The sequence below is a fragment of the Acetobacter sicerae genome (genome assembly GCF_011516765.1).
In the GTDB taxonomy this organism is placed as follows: Bacteria; Pseudomonadota; Alphaproteobacteria; order Acetobacterales; family Acetobacteraceae; genus Acetobacter; species Acetobacter sicerae.
In genome coordinates, this window is the sequence record NZ_JAAABN010000016.1 from 1 (window position 1) to 19,480 (window position 19,480).

Genomic DNA, 19,480 nt, shown 5'->3' on the forward strand with positions numbered 1-19,480 from the left:
TCAGAGAAAAGAGAAATAAAGATGTCGAGCCTTGTTCGGAGAGCCTTCTACTGGAGCGCACTATCTATTCTGGATGGCTGCCTAATCGCGGATATTAGATGCCTTTCAAGCGCTCTGGATTCACTTTGTATCCATCACCATCTGGACGGCTGCTAGTCAGATCTCCTTGCCTAATAAGAGATGTTCTGCGCTCCCCTTCCATTTCTTCCATTCAAATTAGGTTGACCTAAACAGTCTATAGTCAGATTGGGATAGCCCGGAGCCACGGCGTGTCAAAAGCCGCAAGGTAAATTTTCCGGGAGGGTTCAAAATGGGACTGCGTGCGGGCATCTATTGCCGGGTTTCCTAAGTCGATCGGTCCTGCGCGTGCTAGGGCGCCTCGTCAGTTAATTCCGATGATGGAGGAGATGGGCTGCGTTGCTGCGAGGCAGGTTGACTTCAGCTTGTCATAGCGTGTCGCTACACTTCTGAACTGCTTCAATCTGGCGAAGAACCGTTCGATGATGTTTCTGCTTTTCCGGAGCTGGACCCGACTTCATCGAGGAGAGGTCCTGCTTCCAAAGAAGGCCTGATCGGTCGCATGATTCCGCGTCACGCTTCCCTTGGTTCTGACATGGGAAGCGATGACGATGAGCGAGACAACTGAACGGCCTGACACCACCGCAAGCCGGGATGACGACATCCGGGAGCGGCTGCGGGCCATTGAAGACAAACTCTCCCTGATCATCGAGATCCTGTCTCCTGAAGAGTCCGACGGTCCGACACTCGATGAAATTCTTGGCCGGCTGGTGACGCTGATCGCATCGCAGAGCCCGCTGCTCAGGCGCATCGATCTCACCACCGGCAGGACGCTCGACATTCAGGAGGGCCGCTCGCCCCGGTCCGCCCAGCCCGGGGAGCCGGATGAGGCTGACGTCTGATGATGACGTTCCGGAAGATTTCGGCCGAGGGCAACGGCCGCATGATCACCGCCTATTTCACGCAGGAGCTGCCGGATCCGGAGCACGATTTCCGCACTCAGCCCGGGAAGGTGCCAGACGCGGACGGTGCCCGGCTGACCAGTTATTACACCGGGCGCGATGGCCGGGCCTCATGGCGGCCCGACATGAAGCCGGAGATCGCGGCAGCGCTCGGGATTGATCCGACGACACCGCCGAAAAACGAGCAGCTCAATCGCCTGTTTGAGGCGAAACGGGCTGATAATGGCGAGGACTGGTCGCAGAACGCCCGCAAGATCAGCGCCTATGACCTGACCCTCGCGCCGCATAAATCGGTGACGCTGGCCGCCGAATTTGCGCCGACAGAAGCGGAGAGAGCAGCGATCTGGCACGCCATCAATCAGGCCAACGATGCGACCATGCGCTATGTGGCGAGAGAGATCGGCTTCGCCCGGCGCGGCCATGGCGGCGAGGATGGTGCGGACCAGGGAGAGGTCGCCTGGGTCTCGTTCCGGCATACGACAGCGCGCCCCACGGTCGAGGCGCGCGATCCGGGCACAGGCCAGACCTATCTCATCGACACCCCGGCAGGCGGTGATCCTCACGCCCACATTCACAACGCCCTGTTCAATGTGGTGGCCACAGAAGACGGACACGTCGGCTCTCTGGACACAAAGCGCTTGCGCAGCCGCGTTCATGAGTTCGGCGCGTACTTCCAGGCGCAGCTTGCCGATGAGCTGCGGCGGATCGGCATCGCCCAGAAATATGACGCCAATGAGCAGGCCACGGTCGTCTCGGCCGTGCCACAGGATGTCTCGGATTTTTTCAGCAAGGGACGCCGCAACGTGATCAGGGCCGCAAAGGAGTACGCGGCGGCGGAAGGGCTGGACTGGGCGGATATGCCGATCGAGCGCAAGCGCCGTATCCTGTCCATGGCCGGGCTGGCTGCCCGGCTCGACAAGGACAAGGGGGCCAGCGACCACGAGATCTGGCTGGAGCAGGCGAAAAGCCTCGGCTGGGAGAAGAGAAGCCTCGGCTGGGAGAAGAGAAGCCTCCTCGGGTCGCCGATCGGGCCAGAGGGCACGCGGGAAGAGAGATACGATACGGCTTACCGTTTCGCGGCGCGGCATCTGGCGACGGAGTTTGAGACCGCCGCCGTGCTCGATCATGACAAGCTCAGGATGTATGCCGCGCGAGGGCTGATCGGCACCGGTATTGAGGGGGGCGTGAAGGACATCGATCATGTCGTCAGCCTCATTGAACAGCGGGGGCTTGAGCTGAGGGGCGAACAGGTCTCGCTGATTCAGCAGATCCGGGGCGACAGGCTGAGGGTCACGAATACGGCGCAGATCGCCATCGAGGAAAACCTTGCGATTCAGGCCGCCCGTGCATCCGGCGACCGGAGCGGGGCGCTGTCGGATCGCCAGATCACTGAAGCCATTGGTCGCTCGACACTCGATTTCACCAGCGACCATGGCAGGGCGCAGAAGGCGGCGATTTACGCACTCGGCCGGGGTGGTGCGCTCTCCATGCTGACAGGTGTCGCAGGGTCGGGAAAGACCGCGCTGCTGTCGCCGCTGGTGGACGCCTGGAAGCACGACACCCGTTACGATGAGAACGGGCGCAGGATCATCGGGATTGCCAATGCCTGGCGTCAGGCGGACGCGCTGCGCGACGCCGGCATCCATGACACCTGCGCCATGCTGCCTTTCCTCGCCCGGCTGGAACGCGGCGACATCGACGTGGACCGGAACACGGTTCTGGTGATCGATGAGGTCGGTCAGGTCGGACCACGCCAGATGCTCCGCCTGCTGGAACTGCAGCGCGATACCGGTTGCACGATCAAGGCGCTGGGCGATCATGAGCAGGCACAGAACATCGAGGCCGGTGACTCCATCGAGATGCTGCGCAGGGTGCTGGACGCGGAAGACATGCCGGAGCTTCTGTCCAGCGTCCGGCAGACATCCGCCAGAAACCGGCAGATCGCCGACCTGTTTCGTGGCGCGGAACCTGATGAAAGCGATCTCGCCTCTCTGGAAGTCAGAGGAGCGGCCGGGAACGCCAACAGTGACGAGGAGAATGACGACGACGTCCGCAACAAATTCCACATGAAGGAAGTGCGGGACGCGATCGACATGAAACGGGTGGACGGCACGGTCCGTCTGGTGGGCGGAGACCACGACGAAGTGCTGCAGGAAATCGCCCGCCTGTATGTGACACGCCGCGACGCTCTCGCGGCCGAGGGCGCAAATCCGCGAACCGGGCGGATGAAGACGATCAGCATGTCTGCCCTGACCAACCAGGACGCTGCCGACCTCAGCCGGGCCGTGCGTGGCATCCTGCAGGAAAGGGGTGAGATCTCGAAGCATGAAATCACGGTGCAGGCCATCGACCAGCGCGGCGAGGCGTACGATCTGGCTATCGCAGCCGGCGACAGGCTTCGGCTGTATCGCCGGACCTGGGGAACAGTGGACGGCAAGGGGGCCACGGTTGGAAATAACGGCGATGTGGTCGATGTTCTCGCGCACAGCGATACCGGGCTGCGTATCCGCACGAAGGACGGCGTTGTGGCCGACGTGGAGTGGCGTCGCTTTCAGGATGCGAAGACCGGCAAGGTGATGCTTGGCTTCGGGCACGCCATGACCATCGATGCGGCACAGGGCCTGACGTCAGACGAGCACATCAATGCCATGCCACGCGGCGCGGATCTCGCGACCGGCTTTACCTCCTACGTGGCAGAGAGCCGGGCGCGCGGCACAACATGGACGATGATCTCGGATGCCGCGACCTTCGAGGCTGTCCGGAACCAGCGGGCGCTCGGCGATGCAACGCCCATCACCAGCGACGATCTGTGGGATCACGTCGCGAAGAAGATGGCGAACAAGCCTTACAAGGCGCTCGGCATGGATCTGGTCGCCCGGACCCGGAAGGCGCGCGATGCAAGGATCCGCGAACTGATCGCGCTTGGGCGTGTGCAGGAGACGATGGCGACGGAAGGCCGCCCTTACGGAAGAGAGATCGTGCTGAAGACGCAGGCACGGCAGGCCGAACGGTCGCACAGCGCGCGCCTGGCGGAGATCGATGCAAAGCTGCAGGCCATGATCAGGAACGCGCCGGCGATCATGAGCAGGGCCGAGAGGGCGCTCAGGCGTGAACGGGCGGCGCGGGTTCTCGGTAACGCACAAACCTCCCCGTCAGCTTCACCAGGTCCCGGACAATGAACCTGTCCGGCGAGACTTTTTTCGGTATCTCTCATGGTGTGTCGATCGCTGGTGTCCGGATAGGATTCGATCAATGAAAGCACTCTTCCGTTTTCTTCTGGTTCCCTGTCTTCTTTTTCCGGTCGCCGTGTATTCGGCACTGGTCAATAATTTTCTCATGGAAGGGAGGACAGTGAAACAGGCGATTGCGACAGAGTATCTTCTGTTTCTCTTCCTGTATCTGTATTGCCGATACCTCGCCCCAAGACACCGGGCGCTGACCGAAGCCTTCATCTATGCGTTTGCGCTGCCTTTCTCTGTGCTGCTGACGCTTATGTCGGCCGTGTTCATTCTGGACGGCAGAACGACTTCACCACCCAAAGACCTTCTTGCCTTTGCACAGTGGATTATCGACTTTGTGGCAGACCCGATTTCGGAGATGTTTGCCCTGGCGGGGGTGGTTTCTTGTGTGGGTCTGCTACAGGCCGTTGTGTTTTTTATCCAGTTTCTCTTCGGTATTTGCAGAAGTCCGGCAGAGTGGCCCGCATTCGTTGTGTGGGGATTCCTGATTTTTGGAAAGTTGCCGCCATCGAGAGCACCTTTCGCCTGTCTGACAGAAGCTGCGGTGACGCTCGCCGCTAAAGGATTCGTTGCGGTATCAGGAGCGATGTCAGCGGTGGTGTTGCTCGCAGTCGTCTTTCCATCCGAAAGAATCATGCGAGGCTTCTCGAACGGGTATCTGCTGCTCGGCGCTTTTCTGGCCGCGATCTCGTTCTCCGGCATGGCTGCCTTTCTGGAACTGTGCGTTTCTATTTACAGTGCAGAGACGCAACAGGCGCTGTGGGATTGGGCTTCCGGCCCGTTTCCCAAGGTGGCCCGGTTCGCAGACGTGACGATGTCAAAATGGCTTTTCGAGAAGACCGCCCGCATCAAGGGTTGCATCCCTCAACGTCTGCGCCGTCTGCCCGGCAATGTGAAGCACCTCGGGATACGAAATCTCTGATCGTGTGGTTCGGCACCTTATGATTCTTCAGGGAAAGGGGCCGCCACAGCCAGGCTGGAGTGCAGAAATGACCAGTAAAGCATCTGATGAATCAGCATCGCCAGGACAGGCTCCCTGGGGAGCGTGGGAGTGGATCAAAACGGACTTTGGCCCTGCCCGGGTCCGGTCACGTCTGAAGGCAATCTATGCCGAGACGGAATTCAGAGAGTTTGAGCTGCGTCATGGCAACGAGACATGGATCGGACAGAACACCTCGAACGTCAATGGCCACCAGTCGTTCAGGGTCGGATCTGTGTTTGCTGTGGACTCACCGCATCTGGCTTTTGTCGGCGATGAGCATGCTTCCTCACTGGATGCTTTCGTTCGTTTCGCTGTCCCGTATCTGGTGAGCGGCAGCACCCTGCCGGACCTGATCGGCAAGCCCCGGCTTTACTTTAATGACTGAGATGGGGGGGAAACAGACAGTCGGCTATCGGGATGGAGTTACCGAAAACAGCCTTTCGCAGTGTTCACATTCATGGCAGGGAGTAGAGCTATTCAGGTGATTTCGCCTACTTCACGACAAGTATCACGTCGGCGGCTAAATATTTTCTATAGTTCAAATGCAAGTTCCTTCCATTGGAAGGAACTTGCGGGAAAAATAGGGTATCAGCGAGCAAGCGGATAATCCGTATAGCCTTCTGCACCCTGCGAGTACCAGGTGCGGATATCATCCTTGTTCAGGGGCAGATTGTCTTCCAGACGACGCACGAGGTCTGGATTGGCGAGGAAAGGCCGACCGAACGCAATGGCGTCCGCAACACCGGTAGCGACCGTCTCGATCGCTTCTTCCCGTGTGTAGTCCTGATTCAGAACCAGCGGCTTCCTGAAGACTTCGCGGATCGGGCCGTGCAGCTTGGGCTGGTCGGTCTTGCCAAATGTGCCATTTGGTCCGGGCTCGCGCAGTTCAAGGAAAGCGATATCGAGGTCATTCAGCAGCTTTGCGGCTGGCACAAAAACCTGCTCTGGATGACTGTCGATGCAGCCCTGCGTATCGCCATTGGGGGACAGCCTTACTGACGTTTTGTGCGCGCCAATCGTTGCGATCACGCGTTCGGTGACTTCACGCAGGAAGCGGATGCGGTTTTCCGGCGAACCACCATATTCATCGGAACGATGATTGGTGCCGTCCCGCAGAAATTCGTCGATCAGATAACCGTTGGCGGCATGAATCTGCACACCGTCAAAGCCGGCCTGAAGGGCATTGCGGGCGGCATTTTCGTAGTCGTTCAGGATACGGGCAATGTCCTCTTTTGTGAGAGGACGGGCGACTTCGGGAGCCTGCTTGCCATCATATGTATGGAGGGCTTCAGGCGCTTTTGTCGCCGAGCAGGACACAGGTTGCTGGCCCGTCACGCTGGAATGCACCATCCGACCCATGTGCCAGAGCTGGGCCACGATCTTTCCGCCCTTGGCGTGAACTGCGGCGGTGATGGGCTTCCACGCTTCCACCTGTTCCTGCGACCACAGGCCCGGTGCATACGGCCAGCCAAGACCCTCGCGGCTGATACCGGTCGCCTCCGAGATGATCAGACCGGCTCCGGCCCGTTGTGCGTAATATTCGGCCATGATGGGGGTGGGCACATGCTCACGGGTGCCTCGGGCGCGTGTCAGCGGCGCCATGAGAATTCTGTTTTTGGCGTAAATGCTTCCCAGTTCAATCGGCTCAAACAGGCTGGGCATGACAGATCCTTTCTCAATAGACGCAGTCGTTATGAGTTGGGAAGCCTCACGAGGAATACAACAGAAGGCTTACCACCTCGTCTGACTTGAGGTGAGCACTGCCTGTCTGCTTAATTGGTGAAGCCGACAGGCAGATTTGGGGGGGGAATCAGAATGTCAGTTTTACAGACGCAAAGATAGAGTTTCGATCTTATTTCTGAAGAGCATCACTGGACAGATGGTGCCCCATATTGATTCAGAACCAGCATCTGCGCTCAGATAACTCTCTGAACAACAGGAATTCGCAGCGTAATCAGGTCGGCTGAAGCACTATTTCGACAGGCTTCTCCCGGAGTAGTGGGGCTTGCCAGAGCCCCTGATCGAGCTTGGCGATTTCCTGATCAATCTCTTCGACGACCTGCCGTGCAAACGGTCCAAGATGCAGATACAACGCGCTGGTCATGACCACGTAAGGCAGTGCTTTTGGGTTATGCACGGCGCAGTCGACCAGCATACGCCAGAATTGCCCAGCCGTGCCCGGGCTAGCACGATGGATGCGGAAGAGCAGCCGGAAGAAGCTGCGAAGATCCCCCTTGATCATCCGATGCGCGCGTTTGCGTTTGAGCATACGCCCCAGCCTGCGCACACGACCAAAATAGGCAGTCGGCTCATAAATTGTCTTGAGCACAGTCCTGTAATCGTCCAACACGTCCCGACGTGGACGACTGGTCTCAAAGTTCAGGCCAGCCGTACACTGGTCGCCTGATTGCGTCTGACCGTCATCCAGAAAGAGACGACCTTCGGCCAGCAGTCGGCGTGTAAGCTGCGTGGTCGACAGAGCATAAAGCAGGCCGACCATGCAGACTGGGATCGACGTGTCTTCGATGCACTCGATCATGCCGGAAGCGACACTACCTTTTTCACTGTCGAAACCCACAATGAAACCGGCATTCACAAAAATTCCGGCGCCATGAATGGTCTCGATGCTTTGCTGCAGGCTCCGGCGGGTATTCTGCTTTTTCTGTGTCATGACCAACGTGTCTGTGTCGGGGCTTTCGATCCCGACGAAGACGGCGAAGAAATTGCTGTCGGCAAGGTCTTTCAGCAGTTCGGCATCATCAGCAAGGTTGATTGATGCTTCAGTCGAAAATTCGAACGGGAAGCGCTTTTCATCCTGCCAGCGCTTCAGATCAGGCAGAAATTTCCGGAGCGCCTTTTTGTTGCCGATCAGATTGTCATCGACAAAATCGACATGCCCGCGATAACCGAGGGCATAGAGCGCATCCAGTTCCGCCATAACCTGTTCGGTCGTCTTGGTGCGCGGCACGCGGCCATACAGTTCGATGATGTCGCAGAATTCGCAGCTGAACGGGCATCCGCGCGAGAACTGAATTCCGACATGCAGATACTGATTCAGCTTCAGCAGATCAAAGCGCGGCAGAGGACTTTTCGTGACGTCCGTCTTACCCATAGGCGCTTCAAACACTCCCTCCCTGGCGCCGCTTCGCCACGCAGAGATGAAATTGACCATGATCTCTTCAGCTTCCCCGAGAACCTGAAAATTTGCGGCCTTATAGACAGGCGGGCTGGATGTGACGTCCGGTCCGCCAACCACTACAGGCTTACCTCTGGCCCGGCATGTGTCGATGATACGCAGGACATCGTTTCTCTGCGGGAGCATTCCCCCGGTCATCACCATATCCGCCCACGCGAAGTCTTCTTCCGTCAGAAGTTCCGTATTGCGATTGACCAGTCTGACTTCCCAGCTCTCCGGAAGCATGGCAGCCACGGTGATCAGACCGAGGGGCGCAGCCGGGTAGCGTGCACCTGTCAGTTCACAGGCTTCCGTGTAGTTCCAGAACGAACCTGAGTTGAAAAGCGGAAAGATCATCAGGATCTTGCAGCTGTCGGTCATCAAGGAGAAATCCTCAGATAAAACAGCTGATCGCGATCAGGGCGGCAGACCATCGCCTTGATCGAAAGCGTGCCGGACCACAATCGGGCCTTGTTTGGTTTCAGGAAAGGGATGTGCAGAATGTACCTTTTTCCTGATGGCGTCGACCAAGGAAGCTCTGCACGGCAGCTTCCCGGCGAAGGATCGGCATGTGACCCATCGGACAAGGGAATGACCCTTTATAGATAGAATATTCTGAAATGGCGATAGGACAGTGTTATTTGCCATCCTTGCGGTGAACTGCTGGATTTGATCAGTCGGAGCAAAATGGAGAATCAGATTTCCATGTCCGCTATTCGGATAGTAGCTTGGCTTCATTCATGTCGTGAATGACGGCGTGTGCAGCCTGTCTGTTCTGTTTACCTTGAGCAAACAGGCGGAGAAGGGGGGCCTTGAGTGTCGATTATTGGGAGGGGATGAACGAAAGTAGCCATTCGCAGATTTCACGTACATGGCGGCTTCCGACCGGCCCCGGTCATTCCCATCTGCACAGAATAACGTCCGGTTCTGCCGGAAGCGGTCGATCGTGCTGGTGGAGGCGACGGTTCGGCAAAGTGCCCCCGCATGGTCTACGAACATAGGGGAAGTCATCGGTCGGCGACGACGGGAACTATCGGGAGTTGCGGCCCGACGTCCTCGCCGAATTCACCCAAGCGCGGAAACTCTACAAAGCCTTCGCCGTCGTGCCCGCCGAGCCCGTCTCTTTCAGCCCTTTGCCCGGCACCGCGCTTCTCGGCTTGACGCTCTGACGGCGCGGTTAAAGCATCGCGATGCTCCACTCTTCCCAGTTCCCCCGCGGCTTGAGTCGTCCCGCTTCAATTCCCTGGCGCACCTCGTCGGACAGGACTGATTGCGGCCAATAGCGCATCGAGCCGTGACCGGAGCCCCAGAGACCCGCCAGCCTGTAATAGTCGGCAAGATCCCGGATCGAGGGATCGTCCCACGCTAGCCTTTGGGTGAGGTAGGCTAGCATCCCGCCCGTCGGTTGGAATACCTTGCTGTCACCTGCAGCCGCACTGACCATCGTCGAAATAGGGCCCCATGCGCCGCCGAATGTTGATCGCAAATGCTCAGCGGCCTTTGGCTGCATATTCGCCTGGTAGATTGGCATATGCGCCTCGCTCCAGCACCCCACGTCCGCCAAGCATACGAGGTCGATCATGTCGGTTGGATGTGCCGCGCCTTCCACCGTTTTCCATAGCGCGTCGGTCACATTTTCCCTTGGATCAGAGCCCGCCGCCTTCCATGCATGGGAATGCGCAAGAATGCCATAGACGAGGGGCGACCGCAGCTCTCGACGCGGACTGCCAGTTCGCCGCGCGAAGAGGGCTTTCATATCACGGCAGCGGTCGGCCGACTCCTTGATATGGCTCGCGCGCAACGTCGTCTTGCATTCGAACGCCGCGGCGACGCCGTTGGCGAGCCACACCTTCTTCTCGCGCAATTTCGGCGGATAGAAGGGCTTCAGGACTAGCACGTCGATCTGCTTGGACATACTCCCATCGGACCCGATCAGGCGCCCCTTGGTCGCGACGTGATATGATGGCGGAAGCCAGTCGCGTAGCAGCGTCGCCCAATTCTCCTCACCCTCGTCGCCGGCCGTGCCTGGATCCTCGGCTGTCTTCGCGAAGATACGCTCGTATTCCGACGCCATTTCGGTGGTCACCTGCGCCATGAACGTATGAAGATCGTGGATATTTTCGGACATTCCGGCAGACTAAAGCGGATCGGGATTAAGTCCAGCAATCTGTCAAGAAATGCTCTCGAAGCTCTCCTATATAGCGCTGATGGCGCTCTCCGATTTGATCACCCCGAAGGCCATCTACTCCTATACCGAAGCCTGCGTGCAGGTTGCGCGAACGTCACTGCGCTTGGGCCGGGAGGGATATCACTACGCGATCATACCGAGCCGCGGCGCCGCTCCGATCGAGCAGGCGGCTAATTCCTACTTCCAGACCGTGGTCAAGGCGGCGACCCGGAGTCATCACCACCGCGAATTGATGAGCCAGTATCTGACCAGCCCTTTGAGCGTGGAACTTTATCTCCCGTTTACCGCCGACAGTTGCGACGAGATGGAGGACATCTCTTCTAGACAGGTTCGCACCTTCTGGGCGAAGGTCCTCGCCGCCGTCATCCGTGGCGACCTCGACGACTCGCATTATTGCTTCTTCACCTTCATCCGGGATGAGATCTGCCGCGTCGGGTTCAAGGTTGGCTATCCGATGGCGTTGCATACCGATATATCGACCTCTCAACGCTCCAGGAACCCATAGTGACCACCGACGCCGCCGCCCGCGCCTATCTCGATCATTATCTCGACCGAAAGGGCGATCCGGAATTTGCGGTGATGCTCGAAGGCCCATGGGGCTCGGGCAAAAGCCATTTCTTCGATCATTATTTCAAGGCGCGACATGCCGCCGCCGTGGCCAAGGATCCGAAAGCGAAGGAGGAGATCCGCGTCTCGCTGTTCGGCATAAGCGACCTCGGCGAGATCAGCTCGCTGATTTTCGCCAAGGCCCACCCCTGGGTGTCGGGTAAGGCCGCCAAGGTCGTCAACACACTCGTGTCGAAGGCGATTTCTTTCGCCGGCGTAGCGACCGATCCCAAGGAAAATGAGAAGCTAGTCCAGCAGATGATGGTCAGCTTGGACGGGCGCGTATTGGTCTTCGACGATCTGGAACGGTGCCCGCTTCCCGTGGTCGAGGTGATGGGCTTCATCAACCGCTTCGTCGAGCAGGACAAGCTCAAGGTGATCGTCGTCGCAAGCGAAGACGACATTGCCGACGCGCAACTGGAGGATTACAAGGAGCGCAAGGAGAAGCTGATCGGCAAGACGATCCGGGTCGGATCCGAGCCCGGCGCAGTGCTCGACGCCTTCTCGGCGGAACTCACAATGCCCGAGGCGAAAGCGGCGATCGTCGCCAACCGCGATGCGGTGCTGACGATCTTCACCGCGCGGGACAAGCCGAACTTCCGCAGCCTGCGGTCGATCCTGTTCGACTTCGACCGGGTGATCGAACTGGCCGATGCGAAGCTGCGCGGCAGTGCCGACGCGCTCGGCGCACTGCTGCGCTACATGGTCGCGATCGGCATGGAGTATCGCTGCAACACTATCGACGCCGAGGGTCTGCGCACGCTCACCAGCGATGTGGAGCTGCGCCTCAACCTCAACAGCGCGCCCGTTTCGGACGGCCGGGTTCGTGGCCGGGAGCTGCGGGAACTCTATCCGCTCGTGAGCTGGAGCGATCCGGTCGTGCCTCCCGAGATGCTGGCCGACATGTTCGCGAGCGGTACCTTCGACGTGGCGGCGCTCGACGCGCATCTATTGAAGCATCCGCTGGTCGTCGGTCCGGCGGCGGTGCCGGCGTGGCGCGCCATGTGGAGTTGGTACGATCTCGGCGCGACGGATTATGCGGCGGTTCGCGCCACGATCGTCGATCAGCTTGCGCATCGCAAGATCGTCCATCCAGGCGAGTTGCTGCATGTCGCGGGCACGTCGCTGCGGCTTCTCGATCTCAACGATGACCTCCTTGGCGGCGTCAAGCCCAAGGTCTTCTTCAAGGCCTACCTCGATGATTTGGAAAAGACCGGCGCGTTGCTGCCGGTCCCCGAGCTGTTCGGCATTCATGCCGGGTCGCACGCCGGCATGACCTACAATGAGCATGACACGAAGGCGTTTGCCGAAATCCACGGCTTGGTCAGCGCGGCGTCGGCGCGCGCGCTCCAGCGCAAGATGAAGACGGAGTCGAGCAATCTGCTCAAGCGACTGCAGACCGAGCCGAACGACGGCTCACCGCTCCATGAATGGGGGCTGGCCGAGGGCAACTTCGGTGGGGTCGCGATCTTGCATGACATTGCGGTCGGCGACATGGCCGACCTGCTCTTGGTCGATAGCCGGTTCAATGACGTGCTGATGGCGGCTCTTTCGATGCGATACGAGCGCACGAGCGGCGACAACGCGCTCGATTTCGAAAAGCCCTGGGTCCGCCAGCTCCGTACCGAGCTGAAGAACCGGCTGAAGGCGACCGCAGCGCCCTACCGCGCTTGGGGTGAAGGTAGGCTCGACTATTATTTCGATGCGATCGAGACATGGGCGAAGCCAACGCGCAGGCCGAAAGCCCCCAAGCTCCCTTAGCTCGGCTAGCCGGTCCACCCATGCTCGTCCAGCATAAGTAATTGCCTCCGCAACCGACGTATCTTGCGGGAACACGTGTCGGTCTCTGGAGCGGTCGGACAAACGTTGAACGTCGGCTTCTGAGAAGAGCTGCACCTCAACATGTCACCCCTGAACGGCGGGAATGTCCCAAACTCGCTCGATAGCGGTTCGCATAGCAATGTCTGCTTTCTGAAACCCGTCATACCTGCTTGAGTGTCGGCCATGAGGCGACTGTCGCCAGTCTGCTTAATTCTTGAAGCCGACAGGCAGATTTGGGGGGGCAGCAGAATGTCGGCTTTGTGCGGGGTGATTGGTAAAACCGGACACTCACATGGACGACCCTCGCGAAGGCCTTCACCCCATTCCAGTCGTTCAAATAACCCATGAGACTTTCTGAAAGCAGACATTTGCTCATAAGACATACAAGCGCCAGTAAATTTATTTCAGTGTAAGTGCGCAAGGCCAAAGAGGTCATAGATTACTGACTGAACCATTATGACTGGCGCCGCCTCGAGCAAACCGCCAACGCCTTCCCACAGTTCCCTAGCCAACTGAAACGTATCCTACTAATCGCCGCCCTTCGCATCTGCATCAAGCGTCAAAATCGGCCACGTTCGGCCTGACGCCAGATCGGGGTGGCGCGGCTCAGTTTCAGGCGCACCGTACTCGTCTCGTATCTTGTCGATGGCGTTTAGGCAGCGGGCGGGGGGAGCATCGGCGGGGACGCTGTCCGTTAGCGCCAGAAGCTTTTGGCGTAGTTCAACAGCGGGAATAGCCACAATATTATATGCGCCCTGCCAATCTTTGGACGAGACCTGCTCGGTGACGGCTAGCTGGATGGATCGCCAGTTTAGAAACAGGCGCCCGGTCTTGATCTCACATTCGACCAGCATAAGTAGGTCGTCAGCCTCGGGGCTTTCGCCGACCGTATGTGCGAGCAGCGCCGTCGCTTCGTTCGTCGGACATTCCTCCAAGATTTCCCGTACATAAGTGCGTAATTCTTGATGCTTGGAAATCAACCTGGCCAACTCGCTTCGCCACCGCCATTCGTCCCGAGATTTGCCGTTCAGCGTGCCGCTCATTATCAGGTCGATGAGGCGGCGGGCTGACGACACCGTACCGAGCTGCAAGACAGACGATTGCCATTGATGATCAAGATAAAACCGCGGGTCATCTTCGGCGAGTTCGAACAATACGTCTTCGGCATCGTCGGTACACGCGTTACCAAGCCCACCAACCATTTCTTCGAGCATGAGCGGATTGCGCTGAGCGTCGGGGAGTGCCTGCACAATCTTTGGAATTTCTGACACAGGCGTGGTGAAAGGCAGGAGCCGCAACCAACCCCGGAGTTGATAGACCTCGCTCGGCTGCAGAATCCATGCTTTTTCCTTCGTAACTTCAACAGTCTCAGCAATTCCTTCTGCGACGGACTTAATGCCGATATTTTCGCCGGAGAGAACCAGCGAGAGAAGCAGACTTGCACGCCTCTGCTTCGGCGAAAGCGCGATAAGCTTTTCGATGGTTGCTACACGCGCGCCATGCGGCAGCCGAGCGCCAACGATCCCAAGGGACACCGCCAGCCGCTTCTGCTCCTCTGTGGTCCCTTCGATGATAAGCTTTTCGACCGCTGCGAAAATCATGTCTGCTTCTGCGCAGCTTTCGGCGGGGTTTGCAGCGCGGGCGACGCGGCGAGCTTCGACGTTCGAGAAATCCACGCGACCAAAAAAGTTCCTGTCGTCTTTGGGTTCGTTGGCCTCCGACCAATGTGCGGCGATTACCTTGGCAGCCAACTCGCCAAAATTTTCGTCAAGCAGATACTCGCCCATCATCGAGATGGTCTCTGGCGTCCTAATCGCCATGAACGCGCGCTGATACTCATGTGTGTACGGGTGTTGGGCTTCCCGCACCGCGTCACGATCGCGCAAACCGCTGGTCTTCGCTATTTCGCGAAAGCTACGGTAGCGGCGTAAATTGTCGTCCAGCAGTCGCTTGAGGATCGGTAACAGCGTAACGGACGGCGCGTGGCTGATCAGCGTTGCAATCGAAGACTTCTGTGACCGGGTGGTGTTCTCCACTGCAAGTAGACGATCCCCCCATCTTTGCGCCAGCGTGCCGATTGCAGCCAAGCCTTCCTCGCTAAAGGGACGCGCACGCTCACTATCACCGTAGGTGTCGCGGGAAAAAAGCCCAGCTAGTTCCTCGATTTGTTCGTTCGTGGCGCTGTCCGCTCGGGCCTGCACAGCAGAAACAAGGCTAGCTCCAGGCGTATGGCAGATGCGCTCGCGTAATGCAGAATAACGCTCGCTTGCAGCTTGGTCGTATTTGCCGCTGGCACCCTGCACACGCGTACGCGCGAGGAGAAAAGCGTCGATCATCTTGCCAACCGCCTGCGGCCCAAGGACCGAGGATGCGGCCTCGGCCCGGTCGTCGTGGCAATTGGAGGCTTGGAGCGCGATGTCCAGCACTGCGTTGTCTTCCAGTGAGAACGCCGCAGCGGCGAGGATATCGTCCGCCCCATTAAACAATTCGCGGCTCTCGCGAACGCGGCGAAGCAGACCGTCCGCGAGCGCTTGCGGGTAGTGTTGGCGTACTTCGTAAAGCAAGCGCTGCTCGCCGTTGTCCTTCCGGTTGATATCCATCTCAGCGATAAGATTGGTGATCTCTTCGCCGTTATCACCTTTGCCTTGTCCATAAAGGAATAAGCGAAGGCGTTCGCGCGGCGTTCGCCTTGTCGATTTTCGTCTGGCGCGTGCAGCCTCAAGACCCTTCTGCACGACTTCATCGGTTATATCGTTGAGATGGCCTTGCTCCGCAAGAATATCGTAGGTCGCGTCGTCTGCATTGCTAAGGAGATCGGTGACGTGCCGGTCGGCGCGCCGAAACGACAGCGCGGCCACAACAAGTGCTTTCACCTCAGGATCGCCGTCTTTCTCGGCAATTGTAGTTGCCAGATCGAGGCCTTCCATCCCGCTATTCAATACAATTTCGTGCAAGACATTCTTGCGGATTTCAGGTGGTAGGGCCGCGATGCGATCGATGGCATCGTTTCCCAAAACAGACGGCCGAAATCGACTCGCAGCGCGGAGTGCGCCAAGGTGGACTTGAACATTTTCATGAGTCAGCAGAGGCCAGAGCAGTTCAACGAACTCGGGCCTGCCAGACGTAATCATGAACCGCACTGCCCGATCCAGCTTGCCTGGGGCGTGCCAGCAGGCCACGAAGTCGTAAACGGTGGTGCTAATCGGCGCCCATACGTCGTCAGTCGTGCGAAAGATCATATCGGCCGCCAGAATAGGATCGACCTCGAGGGCAGAAAGGATGGCTGCGCTGCAAGCAACCTTATGCGCAGGGTCGCCACGTGCAGCGCGCTCGACCGCGAAAAGAATGGCTTCGGTCCAGGGGCGATTATTTAACACATCGGACTTAAGCTGCTCTCGGGCTGCCGGATCGGCAGCGGCTTGGAGCATAATACGCTCAACGTTATGTGAGGCGTACCACTCTTGGAATTGTTGATGCTGGAAGGAATAACCCGGTGTGTCTCCTGATCTCATCAGGACGTGATTGCTAACGAGCGTATCAAGCAAGACATCCGGCTGCGAGGTTGGGAAGAATAGTTGTCCCTCAGAAATTAGCATTCGCGCCGTATCGCTGACAGACCTGCGCGCGTTAGCATCGTTGATAGAGGTGTTTGCTTTTGCTGTCGCGAAAACAGCAAGCCCGCCAATGTAGTTCTGGTGAAAGCCATTGGTGACGGCCCGGAGCGCAGCCGCGTGACTCGCTTCCTGTTCCTGTGCAGCGACAAAGCGGCGTAGCACTTCTTCCTTCGTCGTCGGGAAGGGAGTGCCCTCTGGCAGCGATAACAGCGCCGTCAGATAAAGCGGAATCGTTATCAGTTCACTGACGCCCGGCGTGCGCCAAGCCTGATCAACGAGCCGCTCGCCGGCTTCGCCGCGCATCGAGCGAGCAATCGCCAATTGCTGTTCATCGCCAAGCGGCAATAGATCGACGCGCGTTCCGATGAATGGAATGTCGAGAGCTTGCTTGCGCGTGGAGATCACAAAACCAAGTTCGGGCAGTTCTGCCTTCAGGTTGGAAATTTGAACCCGTGCACGCTCGCGTGCCGCAGCGTCCAGTTCATTCCATCCATCGAACAACAGGACTACGCCGGATTTGGCGGCAACCGTGCGGAATTCGGATTCTGAGACATCAGCAAACGCGGCACGTTTCAAGATCGAGAGAAGGAGTCCGTCACTGTCAGTCGCCCATTCGCCGAGTTGCACGATAAGCGGCGTGCCGTTGCCAGTTTCAAGGACGCCTTCGGCGACCTGAAACACCGTGGTGGTCTTGCCCATCCCAGGCGGGGCAACCAGAATGAGGTCATCGAAGGTCGTAACGGCATTAGCAAGCGCTCGTGTACTAAGGGGCTCGTCAACATGATCGACCTTCAATGTAAGCGCGATGGAGGTGCCCGGCCATTTTGCGGTACGCCGGAAAACGCTCAGATCGGCAGTTGCCGCTGTGCGGAGCCGATCTCTCAGCTCATCGCGAGTCGGCTCCTGCATGCCCGGCCCAAAGGGCAAGTTGTGTATGACACTGCGCCACGAATCTATGTTCGTGCGCTTCTTCCAGTCCAGCAACTCTTCGACCGTGAATTTCGAGTCCTTCGAGTCGACAGCACGCGCGTGTACGTCACATAGCCAGATGCCGTTATCAGCACCACGCCGCTCTTCACTCGTCATGTTTTCGTCATAGCGGGGGCCGCCTGGCGCAGCAGCGCAAATGTGCGCCGCTACGCCAATATTGATCTCGCTGGCGCCATCAGACGTGGCGCCATTCGTGAGACGACGGCACATTGGGTTCGAACAATGACCCCGAGCTTGTCTTTCAATAGTTCGCTTCGTCGCCCGACTGAACTCGTCTCTATTCGCGTTCTTGACCATCGTTGATAAGAATTGCCTAAATTACATTGCCTGATCGAGCGGTAGCCAGCACACTATACCATCCAGCGCGACGCGCCGAGGTGCAACCGTCAGGTGAGCAACGGTTCTTAGACCCTGATGATACTACGACAGAGGCTGACGATGAGAGCCGACCAACTCCGCATCGCCTCAGCCACCGCTCCCGGCTCGCCTGACGAGACTTGAACCTCGATTGGGTAGAATGCGTGCGTAAGTGCGTTATCCGCCTTTGCTGGAAGAGCGTGAATCATGTCGGCTTTTAGGAAACTCTTCCAACCGCCTAGACGACCGGGATGACGGCGACTGCCGCCAGTCTGCTTAATTCTTGAAGCCGACAGGCAGATTTGGGGGGGGAGCAGGATGTCCGGTTTGTAGTGCCCAGACAATATTTTCAGCCGTTATGTGTGATGACCGCTACGCGCACAATCCGATCATTACGAGTAGGAACTAATGCACCTGAAAGATGTTGTCGCGCTAGGTAACGACACGAAGGACTCCGAATTGATGGTTGATCTTATAATCAGGCAAATTTAAGCGATCACCGACCGAAATTACTGCCTTCTAAGGTTTTAATGAAGCGCATTAGACTCAGAACTGTTTCAAATACGTACTGGCCCTCAGCCGCTGCAAGAAGCTGATTGTCATGAGCAAGACTCTGCTTGTTACGAACCGGATTGAATTGTTCGAATATAGAAACTGCTGACTTGCCTATTTTTGCGGAATAGTCACCAATCTGTCCCGCTTGGTTCAAACCATTTATGTAGCGGCCGGCACGGGCATGGAGAGCCTCGTTTTCGTTTGTAGGTGTGCCTTTTTTAGCAAGCAGATCTGCAAACTTTTTCATGGCATAAGTGTGCAGCCTGTCCAGCGCGGCATGCGGAGCGCTGGCCTGGATGTCCCGTTGAATGGCGTCGACCAACTCGCTTAGCGTTGAGTCGTCCGAGAATTTCTCGACAATCTCGAGGTTGATGGTCTGACTGACGCCCCTTAGTCGACCTATCATTTCAACGAAAGCGAGCCTCGTGTGCGGCTCGAGACTGTCTGGGTAGTTGCGGGCAACAATCGACTGACGATAATTCCAAAGTGCTTCCAGCACATCCGCTTGTGCTCCGGGAATAAGAGCACGAAGAAATGCCCGAAGGCGTTTAGCCTTCGAGGTCCCTTCGGTTTTGTACATGGGCGCGGTCACATCGACCTGAAACTTGCGCCTGATGAAGTCATTGAAAGAGGCATCTGTGAAGTCAAGGACGTAACCTTGCGTCATATCTAATGCTTGATCGACCAGCCACATGTCGAGTACATCGTCATCAGACGATGATTTGACTTGCTCGAGCCAGTTCATCATTCGCATCGTCCTTAGACTGTGTTCAGGCCGGGGAACATGTTTGCCCCGAGCCCGAAATGGCAGACTCTTTTCAACAAGGCGCAGCTTTGGGTCAAGCAGTCATCGCCGCCCTCGCGGGCCGCAGCGTTTTCGACTTCGGCCATCCGCCCAACTCGGCCAAGAGACGTCGTGCTGCTGATGTCCGCTGTGCGGAAAAACTGTCCGTTGGCGTCTATGACTGACATG

At 57.9% G+C, this 19,480-nt stretch carries 12 protein-coding genes and 1 pseudogene; 7 read left to right on the top strand and 6 right to left on the bottom strand.

Annotation, left to right across the window (positions count from 1 at the left end):
- Positions 1 to 382: 382 nt before the first annotated feature.
- A pseudogene (locus GVI59_RS14485) lies at positions 383 to 523 on the bottom strand (IS5/IS1182 family transposase); the annotation flags it as partial.
- A gap of 100 nt (positions 524 to 623) precedes the next feature.
- Here GVI59_RS14485 and GVI59_RS14490 point away from each other — a divergent pair.
- The 4 genes from GVI59_RS14490 (at position 624) to GVI59_RS14505 (ending at position 5,586) form a co-directional block, all read left to right on the top strand.
- Positions 624 to 920 (top strand): hypothetical protein, encoded by a 297-nt coding sequence (locus GVI59_RS14490; RefSeq protein ID WP_173574887.1) that lies wholly within the window; start codon positions 624 to 626, stop codon positions 918 to 920.
- On the top strand, positions 920 to 4,159 hold the full coding sequence (gene mobF / locus GVI59_RS14495) for a MobF family relaxase (protein WP_173574888.1): 3,240 nt from the start codon (positions 920 to 922) through the stop codon (positions 4,157 to 4,159). The genes GVI59_RS14490 and mobF overlap by 1 nt, the downstream gene beginning before the upstream one ends.
- A 298-nt stretch (positions 4,160 to 4,457) precedes the next feature.
- Positions 4,458 to 5,141 carry a hypothetical protein gene (locus GVI59_RS14500; RefSeq protein ID WP_206752372.1) on the top strand — a complete coding sequence of 228 codons (684 nt, stop codon included), beginning with the start codon at positions 4,458 to 4,460 and terminating at the stop codon, positions 5,139 to 5,141.
- A gap of 67 nt (positions 5,142 to 5,208) precedes the next feature.
- Positions 5,209 to 5,586 carry a hypothetical protein gene (locus tag GVI59_RS14505; protein ID WP_173574890.1) on the top strand — a complete coding sequence of 126 codons (378 nt, stop codon included), beginning with the start codon at positions 5,209 to 5,211 and terminating at the stop codon, positions 5,584 to 5,586.
- Between the two features lie 203 nt (positions 5,587 to 5,789).
- On the opposite strand, the gene GVI59_RS14510 is transcribed toward GVI59_RS14505, so the two are convergent.
- The 3 genes from GVI59_RS14510 to GVI59_RS14520 all read right to left on the bottom strand — a co-directional run bounded on the left by GVI59_RS14510 (position 5,790) and on the right by GVI59_RS14520 (position 10,504).
- Complete coding sequence (locus tag GVI59_RS14510; protein ID WP_173574891.1) at positions 5,790 to 6,863, bottom strand: alkene reductase; 1,074 nt, start codon at positions 6,861 to 6,863, stop codon at positions 5,790 to 5,792.
- Between the two features lie 292 nt (positions 6,864 to 7,155).
- The gene (locus tag GVI59_RS14515) at positions 7,156 to 8,757 is read right to left on the bottom strand and encodes a B12-binding domain-containing radical SAM protein (protein WP_173574892.1); all 1,602 of its coding nucleotides are present in this window, start codon (positions 8,755 to 8,757) and stop codon (positions 7,156 to 7,158) included.
- Between the two features lie 796 nt (positions 8,758 to 9,553).
- Positions 9,554 to 10,504, bottom strand: a complete 951-nt coding sequence (locus GVI59_RS14520) for a DUF6602 domain-containing protein (RefSeq protein ID WP_173574893.1) — start codon at positions 10,502 to 10,504, stop codon at positions 9,554 to 9,556.
- 49 nt (positions 10,505 to 10,553) lie between these two features.
- On the opposite strand from GVI59_RS14520, the gene GVI59_RS14525 reads away from it, so the two are divergent.
- Entirely contained in the window at positions 10,554 to 11,069 is a 516-nt protein-coding gene (locus GVI59_RS14525; protein WP_010517228.1) for a hypothetical protein, read from the top strand.
- Positions 11,069 to 12,931, top strand: coding sequence for a P-loop NTPase fold protein (locus GVI59_RS14530; protein WP_173574894.1), 1,863 nt, complete (start codon positions 11,069 to 11,071; stop codon positions 12,929 to 12,931). The genes GVI59_RS14525 and GVI59_RS14530 overlap by 1 nt, the downstream gene beginning before the upstream one ends.
- Positions 12,932 to 13,518: 587 nt before the next feature.
- Here GVI59_RS14530 and GVI59_RS14535 read toward each other — a convergent pair.
- Together GVI59_RS14535 and GVI59_RS14540 are read right to left on the bottom strand one after the other, a co-directional pair.
- Positions 13,519 to 17,691 (bottom strand): NACHT domain-containing protein, encoded by a 4,173-nt coding sequence (locus GVI59_RS14535; protein WP_198912163.1) that lies wholly within the window; start codon positions 17,689 to 17,691, stop codon positions 13,519 to 13,521.
- A gap of 757 nt (positions 17,692 to 18,448) precedes the next feature.
- Entirely contained in the window at positions 18,449 to 19,255 is an 807-nt protein-coding gene (locus GVI59_RS14540) for an abortive infection family protein (RefSeq protein ID WP_173574896.1), read from the bottom strand.
- Positions 19,256 to 19,311: 56 nt separating this feature from the next.
- On the opposite strand from GVI59_RS14540, the gene GVI59_RS14545 reads away from it, so the two are divergent.
- Positions 19,312 to 19,476 (top strand): hypothetical protein, encoded by a 165-nt coding sequence (locus tag GVI59_RS14545; protein ID WP_173574897.1) that lies wholly within the window; start codon positions 19,312 to 19,314, stop codon positions 19,474 to 19,476.
- Positions 19,477 to 19,480: the final 4 nt, after the last annotated feature.